This is a genomic window from Corynebacterium sp. LK33 (genome assembly GCF_014334955.1).
Classification (GTDB): Bacteria; Actinomycetota; Actinomycetes; order Mycobacteriales; family Mycobacteriaceae; genus Corynebacterium; species Corynebacterium jeikeium_D.
On sequence record NZ_PDGU01000011.1, the window covers coordinates 284,573 to 301,358 of the forward strand.

At 59.2% G+C, this 16,786-nt stretch carries 12 protein-coding genes; 3 read left to right on the top strand and 9 right to left on the bottom strand.

The genetic code is table 11. The features are described 5' to 3' along the window. Positions 1 to 41: 41 nt before the first annotated feature. From kdpC to CRD20_RS04580, 6 genes are all read right to left on the bottom strand, one after another. The gene (kdpC, locus tag CRD20_RS04555) at positions 42 to 632 is read right to left on the bottom strand and encodes a K(+)-transporting ATPase subunit C (RefSeq protein WP_187404921.1); all 591 of its coding nucleotides are present in this window, start codon (positions 630 to 632) and stop codon (positions 42 to 44) included. An 81-nt stretch (positions 633 to 713) separates the two neighbouring features. Beyond that, complete coding sequence (gene kdpB / locus CRD20_RS04560; RefSeq protein ID WP_187404922.1) at positions 714 to 2,822, bottom strand: potassium-transporting ATPase subunit KdpB; 2,109 nt, start codon at positions 2,820 to 2,822, stop codon at positions 714 to 716. Beyond that, the gene (kdpA, locus tag CRD20_RS04565; protein ID WP_187404923.1) at positions 2,819 to 4,471 is read right to left on the bottom strand and encodes a potassium-transporting ATPase subunit KdpA; all 1,653 of its coding nucleotides are present in this window, start codon (positions 4,469 to 4,471) and stop codon (positions 2,819 to 2,821) included. The genes kdpB and kdpA overlap by 4 nt, the downstream gene beginning before the upstream one ends. After that, positions 4,468 to 4,560 carry a potassium-transporting ATPase subunit F gene (locus CRD20_RS04570; RefSeq protein WP_016421618.1) on the bottom strand — a complete coding sequence of 31 codons (93 nt, stop codon included), beginning with the start codon at positions 4,558 to 4,560 and terminating at the stop codon, positions 4,468 to 4,470. Before CRD20_RS04570 ends, kdpA begins: the two co-directional genes overlap by 4 nt. A gap of 659 nt (positions 4,561 to 5,219) precedes the next feature. Next, entirely contained in the window at positions 5,220 to 5,891 is a 672-nt protein-coding gene (locus tag CRD20_RS04575; RefSeq protein ID WP_187404924.1) for a YdhK family protein, read from the bottom strand. Between the two features lie 76 nt (positions 5,892 to 5,967). Next, positions 5,968 to 7,470: a YeeE/YedE thiosulfate transporter family protein gene (locus CRD20_RS04580; RefSeq protein WP_187404925.1), complete on the bottom strand. Its 1,503-nt coding sequence runs from the start codon at positions 7,468 to 7,470 to the stop codon at positions 5,968 to 5,970. A gap of 204 nt (positions 7,471 to 7,674) precedes the next feature. On the opposite strand from CRD20_RS04580, the gene CRD20_RS04585 reads away from it, so the two are divergent. After that, positions 7,675 to 8,694, top strand: coding sequence for a hypothetical protein (locus tag CRD20_RS04585; protein ID WP_187404926.1), 1,020 nt, complete (start codon positions 7,675 to 7,677; stop codon positions 8,692 to 8,694). Here CRD20_RS04585 and CRD20_RS04590 read toward each other — a convergent pair. From CRD20_RS04590 to betT, 3 genes are all read right to left on the bottom strand, one after another. Beyond that, complete coding sequence (locus tag CRD20_RS04590; RefSeq protein WP_187404927.1) at positions 8,691 to 9,509, bottom strand: phosphatidylcholine/phosphatidylserine synthase; 819 nt, start codon at positions 9,507 to 9,509, stop codon at positions 8,691 to 8,693. The two genes, CRD20_RS04585 and CRD20_RS04590, sit on opposite strands and share 4 nt — an antisense overlap. A gap of 142 nt (positions 9,510 to 9,651) precedes the next feature. Continuing rightward, entirely contained in the window at positions 9,652 to 11,220 is a 1,569-nt protein-coding gene (locus tag CRD20_RS04595) for an aldehyde dehydrogenase family protein (RefSeq protein WP_187404928.1), read from the bottom strand. Then, the gene (betT, locus tag CRD20_RS04600; RefSeq protein WP_304505182.1) at positions 11,221 to 13,401 is read right to left on the bottom strand and encodes a choline BCCT transporter BetT; all 2,181 of its coding nucleotides are present in this window, start codon (positions 13,399 to 13,401) and stop codon (positions 11,221 to 11,223) included. A 347-nt stretch (positions 13,402 to 13,748) separates the two neighbouring features. Between betT and betA the strand changes: the two genes are divergently transcribed. After that, positions 13,749 to 15,488: a choline dehydrogenase gene (betA, locus tag CRD20_RS04605; protein ID WP_069359373.1), complete on the top strand. Its 1,740-nt coding sequence runs from the start codon at positions 13,749 to 13,751 to the stop codon at positions 15,486 to 15,488. A gap of 111 nt (positions 15,489 to 15,599) precedes the next feature. Then, complete coding sequence (locus CRD20_RS04610) at positions 15,600 to 16,706, top strand: nitronate monooxygenase family protein (RefSeq protein ID WP_187404929.1); 1,107 nt, start codon at positions 15,600 to 15,602, stop codon at positions 16,704 to 16,706. Positions 16,707 to 16,786 lie beyond the last annotated feature (80 nt).

The following is a 16,786-nucleotide window of genomic DNA, read 5'->3' on the forward strand; positions in this document are numbered from 1 at the left end:
ACAGACCTTTACTTGCCTTACCTTGCCCGATCGCGGGATGCTTACTGTCCGTCTGTCAGGGCGGCGTTCAGCTTTACGACGTTGACCAGTCGCCCACCATCCTGCGAGCCCTGTTCCGTCATTGTGTTCTCACTATTTTCAGAGATTAGACGCTCCACCTCAGCCTGTGGCAGGTTTCGTTCCTTAGCCACACGGGGCGCCTGCAGCTCGGCGTATTTCTGGGAGATGTGCGGGTCCAAGCCGGAACCGGAAGCGGTAACTGCCTCCACCGGTACCTGGGCCGGGTCGATGCCCTCGCGGGCAGCGACATCGGTGCGGCGCTGTTCGATTTCAGCCTGGAACTCCTTGCTATACGGCGACACGTTCGATGCCGAAGACGACATCGCGTCGTAGCCATTATCCCCCGCAGCAGACGGGCGCGGGTAGAAAAATCCCGGCTTTGTCACTTCTTGGGCAATGAGCTCCGAGCCCTGGGCCTTGCCTGCGGAGTCATACATCATCGAGCCATCAGCGTTATCGGACCAGATTCGCCCCGCTACCCAGATTGCGGCTGGGTACAGCAGGCCGATAACCACGGTGAGCAGCAAATATGCCTTGATTGTGGTGGATACCAACCGAAAGTTCTTGTTCATGTCCTTCTCGATTCTTTTCACATGTTGCGAGATGCCAAGTGCTGTGCGCTGGCTGCGCCGTTTGGCGCGAGGCCAAGGCACTTACATCCCGAACACTCCGGAGAGCAGGAGGTCGATAATTTTGATGCCGATAAACGGTGCGATGATGCCACCGACACCGAAGATGAGCAGGTTACGGCTCAGCAGCGAGGCGGCCGACCCGGCACGGTACTTCACACCCTTGAGTGCCAGTGGAATCAGCGCGACAATCACAAGTGCATTGAAGATCACCGCAGATAGGATGGCGCTTTCCGGTGAGTGCAGGTTCATGATGTTGAGCTTGTCCAGCCCCGGCAGTGCCGTAACAAACATGGCCGGAATGATGGCGAAGTACTTCGCCACGTCATTGGCAATGGAGAAAGTGGTCAGCGCGCCGCGGGTAATCAGCAACTGCTTGCCAATTCCCACCACATCAATGAGCTTGGTCGGGTCCGAATCCAGATCCACCATGTTGGCCGCTTCCTTCGCCGCCGAGGTACCGGTATTCATTGCCACACCCACATCTGCCTGCGCCAATGCAGGAGCATCGTTGGTACCGTCACCGGTCATGGCGACCAGGCGTCCCTTCGACTGCTCCTTGCGAATCAGCTCCAGCTTCTGCTCCGGGGTAGCCTCAGCGAGCACATCGTCAACGCCGGCTTCCTTCGCAATCGCATGCGCCGTAATCGCATTGTCGCCAGTAATCATGACGGTACGAATGCCCATTTCACGTAGCTGGTCAAAACGCTCACGCATGCCAGGCTTAACGACGTCCTTGAGATAAATGACACCCAGCACACGTCCGGACTCACCGCTGGTTACTTCGTCACCGCCAAATACTTCGGCGACCACCAACGCGGTACCGCCCGCCTCCGAAATGCGCTGGACAATGCCATCGACCTCAGGTGGCACGGTGGCGCCGATGCGCTTCATCAGCTTCACAATCTCCGTTGCAGCACCCTTGACCACCTTGCGGTTCTTCTCGCCGCCGGTAGCCGGGAACTCGATGCCACTCATACGAGTCTGCGCCGTAAAGGGAATGAAGGTTGCATTGGCGTAGACGGACTCGTCGATGCGCTCATTCGATTCGGTTTCCGCGAGCTCGACAATGGATCGGCCCTCCGGGGTTTCGTCGGCAAGAGAGGAGAGCTGGCAGGCGTGCACCAGTTCAGCGTGCGTGGTGTCGCCGACCTCGGAGAACTCCGCGGCCTGGCGGTTACCGAAGGTGATGGTGCCGGTCTTGTCCAGCAGCAGCGTCGCGACGTCGCCGGCGGCCTCAACTGCACGGCCCGACATGGCCAGCACATTGTGCTGCACCAGGCGGTCCATACCGGCGATGCCGATGGCGGACAGCAGTGCGCCGATGGTGGTCGGAATCAGGCAGATCAGCAGTGCGACCAGGACTAATGGGTCCTGCTCGGCGCCGTTGAAGACGGCCATGGGAGCCAGTGCGATGACAACCATGAGGAAGATCAGGGTCAGCACGTGCAGCAGGGAGCCGAGTGCCAGCTCGTTCGGGGTCTTCTTGCGCTGTGCGCCTTCGACCAGGCCAATCATGCGGTCCATGAAGCTCTCACCGGGCATGGTGGTGACCTCAATGGCGATGGCGTCGGAAAGCACGCGCGTACCACCGGTGACCGCGCAGCGATCACCGCCAGCCTCGCGGATGACCGGCGCGGACTCGCCCGTGATGGCGGACTCATCGACGCTGGCGGCACCGACAATCACGTCGCCATCAGCGGGAATGGGCTCGCCTGCGGAGACCACGACAATGTCGCCCGGCACCAGATCCGTGGCCGCGACCTTGGTGGTCTGTGCGGCTGGATTCTCCAGCGCTGCGGCGGCATTGGTGCCCTTGTTGAGTTTGAAGGCATCGGAGGTGGTGCGCGAGGCGCGCAGCGATTCCGCCTGTGCCTTACCGCGGCCCTCGGCGACGGCTTCGGCCAGCGTTGCAAATAGGACGGTCAACCACAGCCACACCGTGATGGAAATACTGAAGAGCGAGGGGTGCGCAATGGCCAGGACCAGCGTAAATGCGGCACCGACTTCGACCAGGAACATCACCGGGGTGGCGATGAGCTGGCGCGGGTTCATCTTGCTCAGCGCCAGTGGCAGAGCCGCTTTCAGTGCGCTGGGTGAAAATGCGGAAGATGCGTTGGAATTCTTGCTCATGACAGGGCCTCCGTCAGCGGGCCAAGGACGAGGGTTGGTAGGAAGGTCAGGGCGCTGACGATGATTGCGATGGCAACGGTCAGGCCGACAAACTGCGGTCGGTGAGTTGGCAGGGTGCCTGCGGTCTCGGCGGCTGGTCGCTGCTTGGCGAAGTCACCGGCCAGACCCAGCACCATGACAATTGGCAGGAAGCGACCAAACAGCATGGCGAAGCCGAGGCTCATGTTGAACCACGGGGTATCGGCACCGAAGCCCGCGAATGCCGAACCATTGTTGTTGGACGCGCTGGTGAAGGCGTAAATCAGGTCGGAGAAACCGTGCGGCCCCTCGGCGGAAACAGAGTCCAGCGTCGACGGCAACATGGTGGAGATACCGACACCTGCCAGCACCAGCACTGGCATGACCAGGATGTAGAGGCAGACCTTGGTGATTTCCGAAACACCAATGCGCTTGCCCAGGTACTCCGGGGTACGGCCGACCATCAGGCCAGCGATGAAGACGGTCAGGATGGCGATGATGAGCATACCGTAGAGGCCAGAGCCCACACCACCAGGGCTAATCTCACCCAGCAGCATGTTCAGCATGAGCATGCCGCCGGCCAGTGGCGAGTAGCTGGAGTGGAAGCTGTCCACCGCGCCTGTCGACGTCATGGTGGTGGTCACCGCAAAGAAAGAACTTGGCAGCACGCCAAAGCGCATTTCCTTGCCCTCCATGCCGCCACCTTGGAAGACCTGCAATGCAGTCTCGCTGGACATAACAACAGCCAGAGAGATGAAGTAGAGCACCGCCATGGTGGAAAGAATTGCCCAGCCCTGGCGCTTGTCACCGATGATGACACCGAATGCCCTGGTCAGCGACACCGGAATCAGCAGAATAAGGAAGATCTCCAGCATGTTGGTCCACGCATTCGGGTTTTCAAATGGATGCGCGGAGTTGGCGTTGAAGTAGCCACCGCCGTTGGTGCCCAATTCCTTGATGACCTCCTGCGATGCCACGGCACCGCCCGGGATAGTCTGGCTGCCGCCGGTGACAGTCTGGATAGTCTGTGGGGCCGAGAAATTCTGGATGGCACCCTGCGAAATCAGCAGAATTGCACCAATAGCGGCGATGGGCAGCAGCACTCGCAGGACGGTACGAGTCAGATCTACCCAGAAGTTGCCGATGTTGCCGTCACCGTGACGGTTGGCCAGGCCTCGGACCAGCGCCACCGCCACTGCAATACCGACTGCGGCGGAGACGAAGTTCTGAACTGCCAGGCCAGCCATCTGGGTTAGCACTGTCATGGCTTCTTCACCGGAGTAGGACTGCCAGTTGGTGTTGGTGGTAAACGACACCGCGGTGTTCCACGCCTGGTCCGGAGAAACTGGGCCCTTGCCGTGGTTGAGCGGTAGCCACTGCTGCACTCGCTGCAGCAGGTAGACGAAGATGACGCTGACAGCGGAGAAGCTCAACACACTGGCGGTGTACTTTGTCCAGTGCTGGTTGGCCTCTGGGCGCACACCGATGGCGCGGTAGAAACCGCGCTCAACACCCAAGTGTTTATCAGTGGTGAATACCCGCCCCATGTAATTGCCGAGCGGGATGTAAAGGATGGCCAGTGTGGCCATCACGATGATTACCGGGACAAATCCCATAATGACGTTGCTCACGAGAATCGCTCCGGATCAATCAGGGCGACCAGGACATAGCCCAATGCCGCCAAACCTAAAATGGCGCCGACGATCAATTCCCACGTCATAGTTTCTTCACCGCCTTTGCGCAGCCCTGCAGTAGCAGGAAGGCCGCAATGGTGAGTAGAAGAAGTAAAATGTCTACGAACATGACAGTTATAAAACACCCATACCTACTGCGGCGGGCACCTATTAACGCTTTTTTAACACCCGACTGAACTGGGGTTATGCGCTTAGAGATGCGCGAATGCACTTCTGATTAAGAAAGTGCCAATGCAGGTACGCGGCGAATTAATACCAGTTTCGGGGCTGAGTGGACTGAGCAGGCGCACTGGTGTTGCCGACTTATCGATGGTTTTCCGTGACCTGTCGATGACTTCCGTTGTCTTATCGATGGTTTTCCGCCACTTATGCGCACGTTGTGGGGTCTACCTGAGCACTTGTCGATGCGTTATTCACTGATGGCCACGCTATAGCGCATCGACAGGTGAATAGCTCATCGACAAGTGGCCGACCGCCCCTGCCCTCGCCGGCCCCGTCCCCGCCGTCTCCGCCCCAGCCGGACCACGCGCTACCCGAAGGTTTTTGGACACGGAGCATAGGCGCGAAGCATAAAAAAACCGGGCACCACACTTCCTGCGTGATACCCGGTTTTAATGGATTGAGTTAGGCCGAAGCAACCGGCCCGAAGCAACCAACCTAGAAGTGGCTGACTAAGCCTGACTAGTTAGTCCTCCGGTGCGAGCTCGCTTTCAGTAACCCACTTGTGGTTCTTCATGGTCATACCATCATCGTCAATGTCGACCATGTACACCGGCTCCTGGGTGGAGTAGTCAACAGTGCCCTTGGCCCCCTTCATGCCCGCCATATGCTCGGCGTTGATGGTGATCTCGGAGCCGTCGGCAAGCGGTGCTTCGCCTGGGTTCTCCAGCTCCTCATGAACGACCCAGCGGTGGTCCTTCACCGGCTCACTGCCATCGGTCGGGGTGTAGGAAACGGAGTAGGTAGTGGTGTTGAAAACACCAACAACCTTGCCTTCTGCACCCTTCATGCCCGGCATGTGATCGGCGAGAACCTGCACTTCACTGCCGACCGGGAACTTCGCGTTGTCCGCCGCAATCATTCCCTCTGGAGCCGGACCACCATCGGCCGGATGGTCATGGCCGGCCATCGCGTCATCACCGTGGTCACCATGACCGCCATGATCATCGGCATCGTCCATATCATCCATGTCGTCATGGCCCTCAGTGCTGGTGGCCGACACGGAAGAGCTGGTCTCGCTAACAGTGCTGCTTGCCTCAGTACTAGCCGAATCATCGGAGGAGCAACCGGCCAGCACAAGGACGCTGGCGGCACCCGCGGCTACGAGAGCATCTAGTGGTCGAATATTCTTTGCCATGGTTGAGCTCCTTTGTTGTTGGTGTCAATCAATCTATGCCCTCACCCTAACAACGCTCCCCCGCCGTCACCATGCCTTACTTCCCGCGGCGGACGGAAATCGTCCAGCCAGCCTCACCGGTCTGCTCGAAGTTGGTGACCTCGTGGCCATCCTTCGCAGCCCAGCGTGGAATCGCATCCGTGGCCTGGGTGCAGTCGAATGGAATCACCAGCTCCTCGCCGACCTCAATCTTGCCAATCGCGTCCTTGGCCTCGATCAGCGGGAATGGGCACACCGCACCGACGGTGTCGAGCTCGTAACGCCCGCCGCCCAGCGGCTTGAGCTTGCCGTCTTCCTGCTTTACGACGCTCCGGTCGAGCAACGCCACCGGCGCGACAGCAAAGGCACCCGCCAGCGGGGAGGCCTCGGTGCCAGCGGCACCGGCACCGGCACCGGCACCTGCACTGTCGCTACCCGGCAGGGACACAGGCGAAGTAGCAGCCGAAGTGACCGGAGCCGTTGCCGATACCGCCGTGTCGTTGGTGGTGGAAGGGGTGCTCGGGACGTCGTTAAGCGAAGGTGCGGACGGCTTCAGCCAAAGCTTTGCGGCGATAGCGACACCTGCGGCGATGGACGCCAGCGCAAGCCAACCCTGGTAGCTGAACAGCGAAGTCTGAACCATGCCGTTACCGACGGTGCAGCCGCCGGCCCATGCAGCGCCGACGCCCATGCAGATGCCGCCGACGACCGAGCGTGCGCCCTGGGTTGCGTCCGGGACGCGGAGACGGAATTCACCGGAGGCCTTAGCCGCGATGAAGGAGCCAACGAGGATGCCGAGGACGAGGAGGACGCCCCAGTCGAAACGCTCAGTGTCACCAGTGACAACGTAGTTGGCAAGGTTGGAGGACGGAGTCGTGATGCCGAGGCCGTCGTTGCGGCCGGTGGCAGCGGACAGCGGCCATGCGATAACGCCGAGCACACCAACGGCAACAGCGGTGGCGTAAACATGCCAGGGCTTTTCGGCCAGGATGTGTGCCAGGCCGGTCTTGCGCGGCGCCAGAGTCACCGGACGCGGGCCGGAGAATTCTTCACGCAGGTAGCGTACGGCGAAGTATGCCGTGACGGCGCTCAACGCGATGACCAGGGGCCAGATGCTAATGCCGAGCGAGGCGTGGATGCTGGTCAGGCCGACGGTGCGGTCCTTCAAGGCATCTTGTACCCCATTGAGGAAGCCAGTCTTCATGGCAGCAGCGGACAGAGCGTAAAAGACCAGTGCAATCCATGATCCGATCAGGCCTTCACCGGAGCGGTACCAGGTGCCCGAGGCACAGCCACCGGCCAGGACGATACCCAGACCGAAGATAACGCCACCGACGATAACAGCCAGCGGTGCCAGCTCCTTGTATTCGGGAGTAATCACGCCGGCGCTGGTCAGGGCGGCCAGACCGATGGCGTGGACGGAAATAACAATCAGCAAGGCGACGAAGCCACGCCAGCTGCGCTGAGTGAAGATATCGCGCAAGAAGCCGGTGACGCAGAATCGTCCTCGCTGCATAACAAAGCCGAGCACGGCGCCCAGCGCTAGTCCTGAGATGAGCATGAGAGTGTTTCTCCTAAATTTATGAGCCAGTCCGTCATCAAAGCCATAATGAACAGACCTGTCTATTAGTGGATTAGAAGCTACTCTACACAGCGAAAAAAGTCCAACTTAATGAAGTTTTCACAGGGTAGAACACCTGCCAATAGACAGACCGAACCGTATAGTTGCTGGTGAGAAGCGCAAGTTGTGGCAAGCTAAAATACTATGAGCGCACAGAATTCAGCCCTGGTTGGACACCAGCGACACCAGCGGTTCCTTGCGATGCGCTCGATACTCGACCTTCCTTTTACCCATGCTTTCGCCCTTGATCCTCAGGCGGTCATCGATATTTCCGGTGTGGCCCGCCTCAGCGAGCTCAATGCCAAAAATGTCGCAATAATCGACAGTTTGCGTTCACTCGCCCACACCAACACGCAGGACTTTTACGCCATCGATGACGCAGCAGAAGCTCTGGGGACCGCCTTGCGAATGGCGATTTCCTCCCGGCAGCTACTCTGGTTCAGCTCGCTGCCCCACAGTGATGTGGACAAGGTACAAAACATCCTCGGCGGCGACATCGTTCATGTGGTGGGCCCGGAACTGGCCGTCGATAAGCTCGATGACAGTACCCTCGAGCTTCCCACTGCGCTGAAACAGCGCGGAGAACCACTGGTGCCCATCGCTATCTCGCCAAGCGAGCTGGTGCAGGCCTGGGCACACGGCAGTCTCGAGCAGCAAAAACTGCTCGCTTACCTGCTGGAGGGAACAAATACGCTGGTCATGCAGCAAAAGGATCTGCATGCACTACGCAAAGTCGGGACCAAACTCATCGAGCGCAACCCCGTGTGGCGCCTGCTCTACAACCCGAAAGTGTTGGCCTACCTGGTGGTGATGGTCTACTCTTCGCTCCGCGCGCTACCTGTGGTTTTCGTCCCCGGATTCCACGGCAATGTCTGGGTGCTGTGGAGCATCGACATCATTACCGCTATCCCCTACACCTGGGGAATTGTCGAGATGATCACCGGCCGCTCATTCGGCCGAAGAATGCTGGGGCTCCTGATCACCGTAGTGACTTTCGTCTCGCCCTATGTCTATTTCTGGGCCAACGGACGCGATTATCCGGTGTGGGTCACCATCTTTGTCATTGCGTTAATTGTTGCAGCCTGCGCCGTCGAATACATCCGCTGGCTGCGCGACCGCGCCATCTCCGCAATCCTGCGCCAACCGCCCACCAACTGCCGCTAGCGACCGCTAAGCGAGCGCCGCACGCCGCCAATAATCAGCCAGGCACCGGCGGCAACGTTGACAGCCACAAGCCCGTGGATAGACGCCTTGCTTAACGACGCTGCCATCGTCTCACTTGCGATAAGCATGCCGGTCGAGACAATCCAGATGAACGTTGCGGCAATGTTGGCAATCCGGCCGCGTTCCACGCGGAATGGATGCGTGTAGTGCAGCGGCACCAACGTCATTGCGCTGAAGATAAAAATGGCAGAGATACACACCGCCATGGGCGCGTTCCATACCCACAGCAAGACCGCCACGATATTCCACGCGGCGGGGAAACCAACGAAGTAGTAGTCGCCGGACTTGGCGGCTTCGTTGGCATAGCAGAACATCGACGACACCAGGACCAGAATCATCAGGGCGATCGCCAACGGACGTGGCCCCAACGGCAGATACATGACCATGAAAGCCGCGGGTATGGCGGTCCAGGTGAGATAGTCGACGATGTTGTCCACCACTGCGCCGTTAAACCACGGGACGACTTCCTTGATGTGATGCTTACGCGCCATATTCCCGTCGACACCATCGACGACGAGGGCAATTCCCAACCAGAGCCACATCCAATGTGGGCGGCCCTCCAACAGAGCGACCACAGCCAGCGTTGCCCACACCAAACCAGTCAGCGTGAAGGCATGCACAGCCCAGGCGATGACATGCTGGCGCCGAGTGAAGCGGGTGAAGGTCGCGGCGGTGCTGGCAGTATCGGCGCAGGCAATATCTGGCCCACTGGCGGTACTAGAACTGGCATTGTCGGAGCGAGTAGTAGCGTTCACGGCAGATGTCCTTTAGAAAACACAACGCGCACAACTGCAAACCTTTATCGCAGTTGTGCGCAGAGTCGATTTTTTCAATCGGTGAGTATAACGGCCGATGGGTCGTTTTCCCGTATTATTGCTCGGGCTTGTGCCGAGTTATTTAACGACGATCCTCGAACCAACCGGTAACAGCCGGTGCTGTGTTCTCGTAGACCAGCTTGGCTTCGGTGTACTCCTCCAGGCCGGTCGGGCCCAGCTCACGGCCAATACCGGACTGACCAAAGCCACCCCACTCGGCCTGTGGCAGGTAGGGGCCAAAGTCGTTGATCCAGACGGTACCGTGACGCAGCTCGCGGGAAACGCGCTCAGACACCTCGCGGTTGGATGACCACACCGCACCGGCCAGGCCGTATTCGGTGTCGTTGCCGATCTCGATGGCCTCGTCAACCGTGGTGAAGGTCTCCACCGTCACCACCGGTCCAAAGGCTTCGTCGTGAACGCAGTCCATTTCGCGGGTGACCTGGTCAATCACGGTTGGGAGGTAGAAGTAGCCGTCGGCAAGCGAGGCGGAACCATCGGCGGTGGTGCCCGTGGCAATCTCGCCGCCTACGCGCACGCGTGCGCCCTGCTCACGAGCTCGATCGACGTATGCCGCGACCTTATCCAGGTGCTGCTTCGAAATCAGCGCACCGGTCTCGGCCTTCTCGTCGAGCGGACCGCCGAGCTGGATGTGTCCAGCGCGCTCGACCAGATCGTCGACAAACTTCTCGGCGATGGACTCCTCCACAATCAAGCGAGCGCCCGCCGAGCACACCTGACCGGAGTGCAGGAACGCAGCATTGAGGGCATTGTCCAAAGCGGCTTCGTAATCGGCGTCGGCGAAGATGATGTTCGGGTTCTTGCCGCCGAGCTCAAGCGCGACCTTCTTCACAGACTTAGCCGCTTCACCAGCAATAATCTTGCCAGTGACAAGACCGCCAGTGAAGGAGACCATGTCCACCTTCGGATGCGAGGACAGCGGTGCGCCCGCTTCGGCACCGGCTCCGGTAATGAGGTTGGCAACGCCTGCCGGAACACCCAGATCATCGATGACGTGCATGAGCAGAATTGCTGTGTGCGGAGTCAGCTCCGCCGGCTTGAGCACAAAGGTATTGCCCGTGGCCAGCGCCGGTGCGACCTTCCATGCGGTCTGCAGCAGTGGGTAGTTCCACGGCGTAATCAGACCACAGACACCGACGGGCTCACGCACAATACGCGCGACGACGGACGGGTCATCCGCATCCACGAGACGACCGGCATCATTGCCCGCGAGCTTCCCGAAGTACTCAAAGCAGGCGATGATGTCATCCATATCGGCTGCCGCCTCAGGCAGACGCTTGCCGGTATCCATAGCCTCTGCCCAGGCAAATTCGTCCTTGCGCTGCCTGATGGCAGTACCGATATCGAGTACCAACTTACTGCGCTCAGCTGTGCTCCAGGATGCCCAGGAACCTTCTCCGGTACGTCGGAAAGCAGCGTCGGCGGCGGCGATGGCGCGCTCGGTGTCGGTGGCGTCTGCTTCCGCGACCTCGGCGATGAAAGAGCCGTCGGCCGGGCACTCGATGGTGCGAGTGTTGCCAGCGGCTCCAGCGGACCAGGTGCCGTTGATAAACAGCGTGGCGGCCCCTTCGTGAGATTTGGCGGTCTCGGGTGCGAGAGCCTTATCAGTAGTGGAAGGCTTAAAGGTCATTTAGGAATCCTCCTTGGCGTAGTCATCAGACCATTCGCGGACAGGTTCGGCATTATCGGACAAATCTGAGGTGCCCGGGAGATCAGACTGCATATGCAGGAACTCCAAGTGCCGTTCATAGAGGTCGAGGACGTCGGAAATCAGCTGCTCTTGGGTGTATCCATAGACGTCGTAGCCGAGCGAGCCGGTAAGCGTGAAGACCTCGAGACGGTAGTAGTAAATATCAGCATCACTGTCCAGGTGTACCAGGCCAGCGAAAGACGGCGTCAAGTGTTCAACCGGATAGACCTGGTAGCGGAAGCTCATCTCCTCACCGAAACCGACCTGCAGGTCAATCTGGTCAATACCGACTTCTTCAGCAGGTTCACGGTGCAGCGTCACTTCGCCGCCACGGTCCCTGATAGCTTCTGCCACCTGTTCAAGCGCGGGCTGTACCACTCGGTCGAGGTAGCGCATGACTGGCTTCTTGCCCGGGAAGGACATGGAGCGGGCAAGTCGCTTACGCCAGTCGCCCTGTTCGCCATCTACGGCGCGGCCCGACATCGCCCCATGGAGGGCTCGACGTGTCGAATCCTGTTGCAGCAGCTCCAGTCGCAGCGACTTAAACAGGCCATACATCACCAGATAGATGACAAAGGCGAACGGCAGGCCCATCACAATCGTCGCGGACTGCAGTGTCGGAATACCGCCGACGTAGAGCATCGCGATGGTCAGCACACCGACCACGACAGCCCAGAAAATACGGGTCCACTTCTTACCGTCCTGCTGTGTGTCGGTGATCTTCGAAGTGAAGTTACTCATCACCAGTGCTGCCGAGTCAGCCGAGGTGATGTAGAGCAGCAGACCGATCAGGGAGGCGACTGCCGCCACCAACATCGGTGCCGGGTACTGCTCTAGCAGAAGGTAGAAGGCGCGCTCCGGGTAATCCAATGCAGTCTGCCCAAACTCCGAATCGCCACCGATAACCAGGTCCAGAGCCGAGTTACCGAACACCGATACCCACATCAGAACGAAGAGGAATGGAATGGTCAGCGTGCCGACGACAAACTGACGCAGACTACGGCCACGGGAAATGCGAGCCAGGAACAAACCGACGAACGGTGCCCAGGCCACCCACCAAGCCCAGAAGAACAGGGTCCAGGAGTTCAACCATTCCTGCGCTCCGGAGAACGCGTAGGTATCCATAGTCATGGACGGGAACTTCGAGACGTACTCACCGACGTTCATCACCAGTGCGTCAAACAGGAACGCGGTGCGGCCGGTAACCAGGATGTAGAGCATCAAGCAGATGGCCAGGCCAACGTTGAGCTCCGAGAGACGACGAATTCCCTTGTCGACACCGGAAACTGCGGAGGCGATAGCCACCGATACGGCCACGACGATTAGAGCGATCTGCCAGGACGTACTCTCATCCACCCCGAACAGCACACGCAGGCCGTAATTCAGCTGGACGACGCCGATACCCAGCGAGGTTGCGACACCGAAAACGGTACCCAGCATCGCCGCGATTTCGACCGCTTCACCAGCGGGGCCGTGGATGCGCTTGCCGATAATCGGATAGAGCGCCGAACGAATGGTCAGCGGCATGTTCAGGCGATAGGCGAAGTAGCCGAATGCCATACCCATCAGGGCGTAGAGTGCCCAACCGGTCACGCCATAGTGGAAGAGCGTGAACACCACTGCCTGACGTGCAGCTTCGATGGTCTCCGCATCTCCGGTCGGCGGGCCATAGTACTGTGCCACCGGCTCTGCTACCGAGAAGAAGAGCAGGTCAATGCCGATACCCGCCGCAAAGAGCATAGAGGCCCAGGAAAACAGACCAAACTGAGGCTTGGCGTGATCGGGGCCGAGCTTAATCTGCCCCGTTCGCGAGATAGCGACGTAGAGCATGAAGAGCACTGCCACCGTCGCGGTCACAATATAGAACCAGCCGAAGTTCTTCGATACCCAGGCGACAATGCCAGCTAGGGTGTCCGCTGCATTGTCCGGGGCAAAAATAGCCCACAGGGCAATGGCAAGAATGCCAACACCTGAAATAATAAATACAGGCCAGTTGACCTCAGGCTCGGAGGTCACACTCGCTTGCGCTTGTTGTGGAGGGGCCGACTGCGATCGCTGCATTCCTTGCGACGATCCAGATTTTTCCTCCGTTACCTTCTCAGTTGGCGGAGTATCAGACATAGGAAAATCCTTCAGATTCGGGAACTAACCCAGCATACCTAGTTTGAATAATCCCTCAAGTTTAAGAATCGATTCAGAAGAATTCTCCACCCCAACATCAACATCTTCACCTGCATATTTACCCAGTTTTCAAGGCGTTTAAAATCGTTCCAACTGGAATTGAATACCAATTGTGTGGCATTCTATATAGGTGAAGGGGATTTGAGATACGCCTCCGGCCACTTATTCCAATATCAATATATAGGGCCTGCCTTTAAATATTACTTGGGGCTTATCGGGGCTTATCGCAGTCCTTGAAAACCATTCCGATATACATCGGCAAACAACCTACGGAGGTACACCAGAACATGGGAGCTTTCCCGGCTGTCTTCAACTTCGGTAAAAAGAATGGCAACACTACAGTCGAACACCGCGACGTCGTCATCGTTGGCGCGGGCTCTGCCGGCTCTGTGCTGGCTAACCGGCTGTCCGCAGACCACACTCAGCAGGTGCTCGTGCTCGAGGCCGGCCGCATGGACTCCCTCTGGGATCTCTACATTCACATGCCTTCGGCGTTCTCCTTCCCAATCGGTAACAAGTACTACGACTGGAAGTACGAATCCGAGCCGGAACCGGAGATGAACGGTCGCCGCATCTACCACGCCCGCGGCAAGGTCGTCGGCGGCTCCTCCTCCATCAACGGCCAGATCTACCAGCGCGGTAACCCCATGGACTACGACAAGTGGGGCGACACCAAGGGGCTAGAGAACTGGGGCTGGAACCACGTTCTGCCTTACTTCAAGCGCATGGAAAATGCACTCGGCTCCGACAAGGACGACCCGCGCCGTGGCCACGACGGCCCACTGCGCATGAAGCGCGGTCCGGCCGATTCTCCGCTGTTCAAGGCCTTCTTCAAGTCTGTCCAGCAGGCCGGCTACAACTACACCCCGGACGTCAACGGCTACCGCCAGGAGGGCTTCGGTCCCTTCGACGCGAACATCGACAAGGGCCGTCGCCTCTCCGCTGCCCGCGCATACCTGCACCCAGCCCTGCAGCGTCCAAATCTGGAGCTCCGCACCCGCGCAGAAGCCACCCGCATCCTCTTCGAGGGCACCAAGGCCGTCGGCATCGAGTACACCTGGAAGGGTCGTACACACCAGGTGCGAGCAGACAAGGTCATCCTCTGCGGTGGCGCTTTCAACTCTCCGCAGCTGCTCGAGGTCTCCGGCGTTGGCGATGAGAAGATTCTGAATGCCGCCGGAGTGAACGTCGTCAAGCACCTGCCTGGTGTCGGCGAAAACCTGCAGGACCACCTGGAGGTCTACATTCAGTACAACGCCACCCAGCCGGTGTCTTCACAGCCGTACCTGGAGAAGTGGCGTTGGCCGTTCATTGGCCTGTGGTGGCTGCTCACCCACAAGGGCCCGGTGGCAACGTCGCACTTCGAGGGTGGCGGTTTCGCGCGCTCCAACGACAACGAGCCCTACCCGAACCTGATGTTCCACTTCCTGCCGCTGGCCATGCGTTACGACGGCACGAAGATCGATAGCCCGCACGGTTTCCAGTTCCACGTTGGTCCGATGTACTCGGATGCCCGTGGCCATGTCCACATCACCTCCTCGGACATCAAGGTCAAGCCGTCGATTCTGTTCAACTACCTGTCCACTGATCAGGACCGCCGTGAATGGGTCGAGGCTGTGAAGGTCTCCCGTAAGCTGCTGGACACTCCGGCAATGAAGGAGTACACCGACGGCGAGATTTCCCCGGGTGCAGATGTGCAGACCGACGAGGAAATTCTCGAGTGGGTCCGCAAGGATGCCGAGACCGCACTGCACCCATCCTGCACCTGCAAGATGGGGCCGGCCTCCGACGAGATGGCCGTGGTCGATCCGGAGACCATGCAGGTCCACGGCACCGAGGGCCTCTACGTGGTGGACGCTTCGGTCATGCCGGGCATCACCAACGGCAATATCTACGCACCGACCATGATGATTGCCGAAAAGGCCGCTGACCTCATCGCCGGCAAGACTCCGCTGGCACCGCAGGACATTCCTTTCTACCGCGCTGGCCAGGGTATGCCGCTGGATCCGCCGGAGAGCACCAAGTAGTTCTTGAGTTTTTGAGGCGGTAGCGCGGCGTCTATTGCGCAACGCCGTACGTCGGCACCGGCCGGGTTCTCCCACGCGGGGGAATCCGGCCTTAGTGTTACTCTCGCCCCTATGAGCAGTACAACCTCGCAGACACTCGAAAACCTCCGACGGTCATCAATCATTCTGGCACCGCTGGCCGGTGGCCCATCCACGCCCGAACTCGTCGCTGCCGTTTCCAATGCTGGCGGGCTCGGCACCCTTGCCGCCGGCTATCTCACTGTCGAAAAGCTCACTGAACAGGCACAGCAGACGTGCACACTGCTTGACGACGGCAAAGGTTTCGGCATCAACCTCTTCTGCCCCAACACGGCTGACGCCGGTGTCGGAACCTCAGAGGAGGAACTTGCTCAGTGGACCGCTTTTCGTAATCGTCTGGCGCCGGCTGCTGCCCACTTCGACATCGATTTGCCTGACACTCCGACCTGGTCAGATGACTATTTCCTGGCAAAAGCGGAGGCAATTTTGGCGGAAGATTTTCTGCCCAACCCCGATGCGCTGGAGTTCGTCTCCTTCACTTTTGGCTACCCAGATAAAGAGGTCATTGCTCAGGTAAAGGAATCTGGCCGCAGCGTGGTGCTCAATGCGACCTCAATTGAGGGCGTACGGGCGGCGGCTGCAGCTGGCGCTGATCGCATTGTCCTGCAAGGACTAGCTGCGGGTGGGCACCGCGCATTTGTGGAGGGGAAGGATTCGTCCGACAGCATTGGGGCCTCTGTAGAAGAGCTTGCCCAAGCAGTCACCGAAGCATGTGCGGTAACCGATGTACCTATCATCGCCGCTGGTGGGGTGGGTAACCGAGAGGACGTCGTCAAGCTTGTGGAAGCCGGCGCGGTGGCTGTGCAAGTTGGCACACGGTTCCTCACCACCGCGGAGGCAGGTACGAAGGAAACGCACCGACGGGCACTGCGTGATTTGGTGGAGCGTGACACCGTTTTGACTCACGCCTTTTCCGGTAAGCCTGCGCGTGCCATCGAGAACACGTTTACTCGGGAGTTTTCTAGGGTCGCGCCGGAGCTTTACCCGCAACTGCACTACTTGACCACACCGATTCGCGGCGCGGCGAATAAGGCCGGTGATCCTGAATATCTCAACTTATGGGCCGGTATTGGGTTTGCGCAGTGCGAAAACCAAACTGCGGGCGATGTTGTTGCGGAGCTTTCCGGCCCGGCCAAGTAATACGAAGCCGCCGATGCTACAACCTGCAAAATGACCAGCCCGAACATATATCGCGGCTGGTCATTCGGTTTTATTTGTGA

Coding starts and splice junctions, on each gene's coding strand:
- CRD20_RS04585 (WP_187404926.1), top strand. CDS start 7,675: ATGAGCGCACAGAATTCAGCCCTGGTTGGACACCAGCGACACCAGCGG.
- CRD20_RS04575 (WP_187404924.1), bottom strand. CDS start 5,891: ATGGCAAAGAATATTCGACCACTAGATGCTCTCGTAGCCGCGGGTGCC.
- betA (WP_069359373.1), top strand. CDS start 13,749: ATGGGAGCTTTCCCGGCTGTCTTCAACTTCGGTAAAAAGAATGGCAAC.
- CRD20_RS04580 (WP_187404925.1), bottom strand. CDS start 7,470: ATGCTCATCTCAGGACTAGCGCTGGGCGCCGTGCTCGGCTTTGTTATG.
- kdpB (WP_187404922.1), bottom strand. CDS start 2,822: ATGAGCAAGAATTCCAACGCATCTTCCGCATTTTCACCCAGCGCACTG.
- CRD20_RS04595 (WP_187404928.1), bottom strand. CDS start 11,220: ATGACCTTTAAGCCTTCCACTACTGATAAGGCTCTCGCACCCGAGACC.
- betT (WP_304505182.1), bottom strand. CDS start 13,401: ATGTCTGATACTCCGCCAACTGAGAAGGTAACGGAGGAAAAATCTGGA.
- CRD20_RS04610 (WP_187404929.1), top strand. CDS start 15,600: ATGAGCAGTACAACCTCGCAGACACTCGAAAACCTCCGACGGTCATCA.
- CRD20_RS04570 (WP_016421618.1), bottom strand. CDS start 4,560: ATGACGTGGGAATTGATCGTCGGCGCCATTTTAGGTTTGGCGGCATTG.
- kdpC (WP_187404921.1), bottom strand. CDS start 632: ATGAACAAGAACTTTCGGTTGGTATCCACCACAATCAAGGCATATTTG.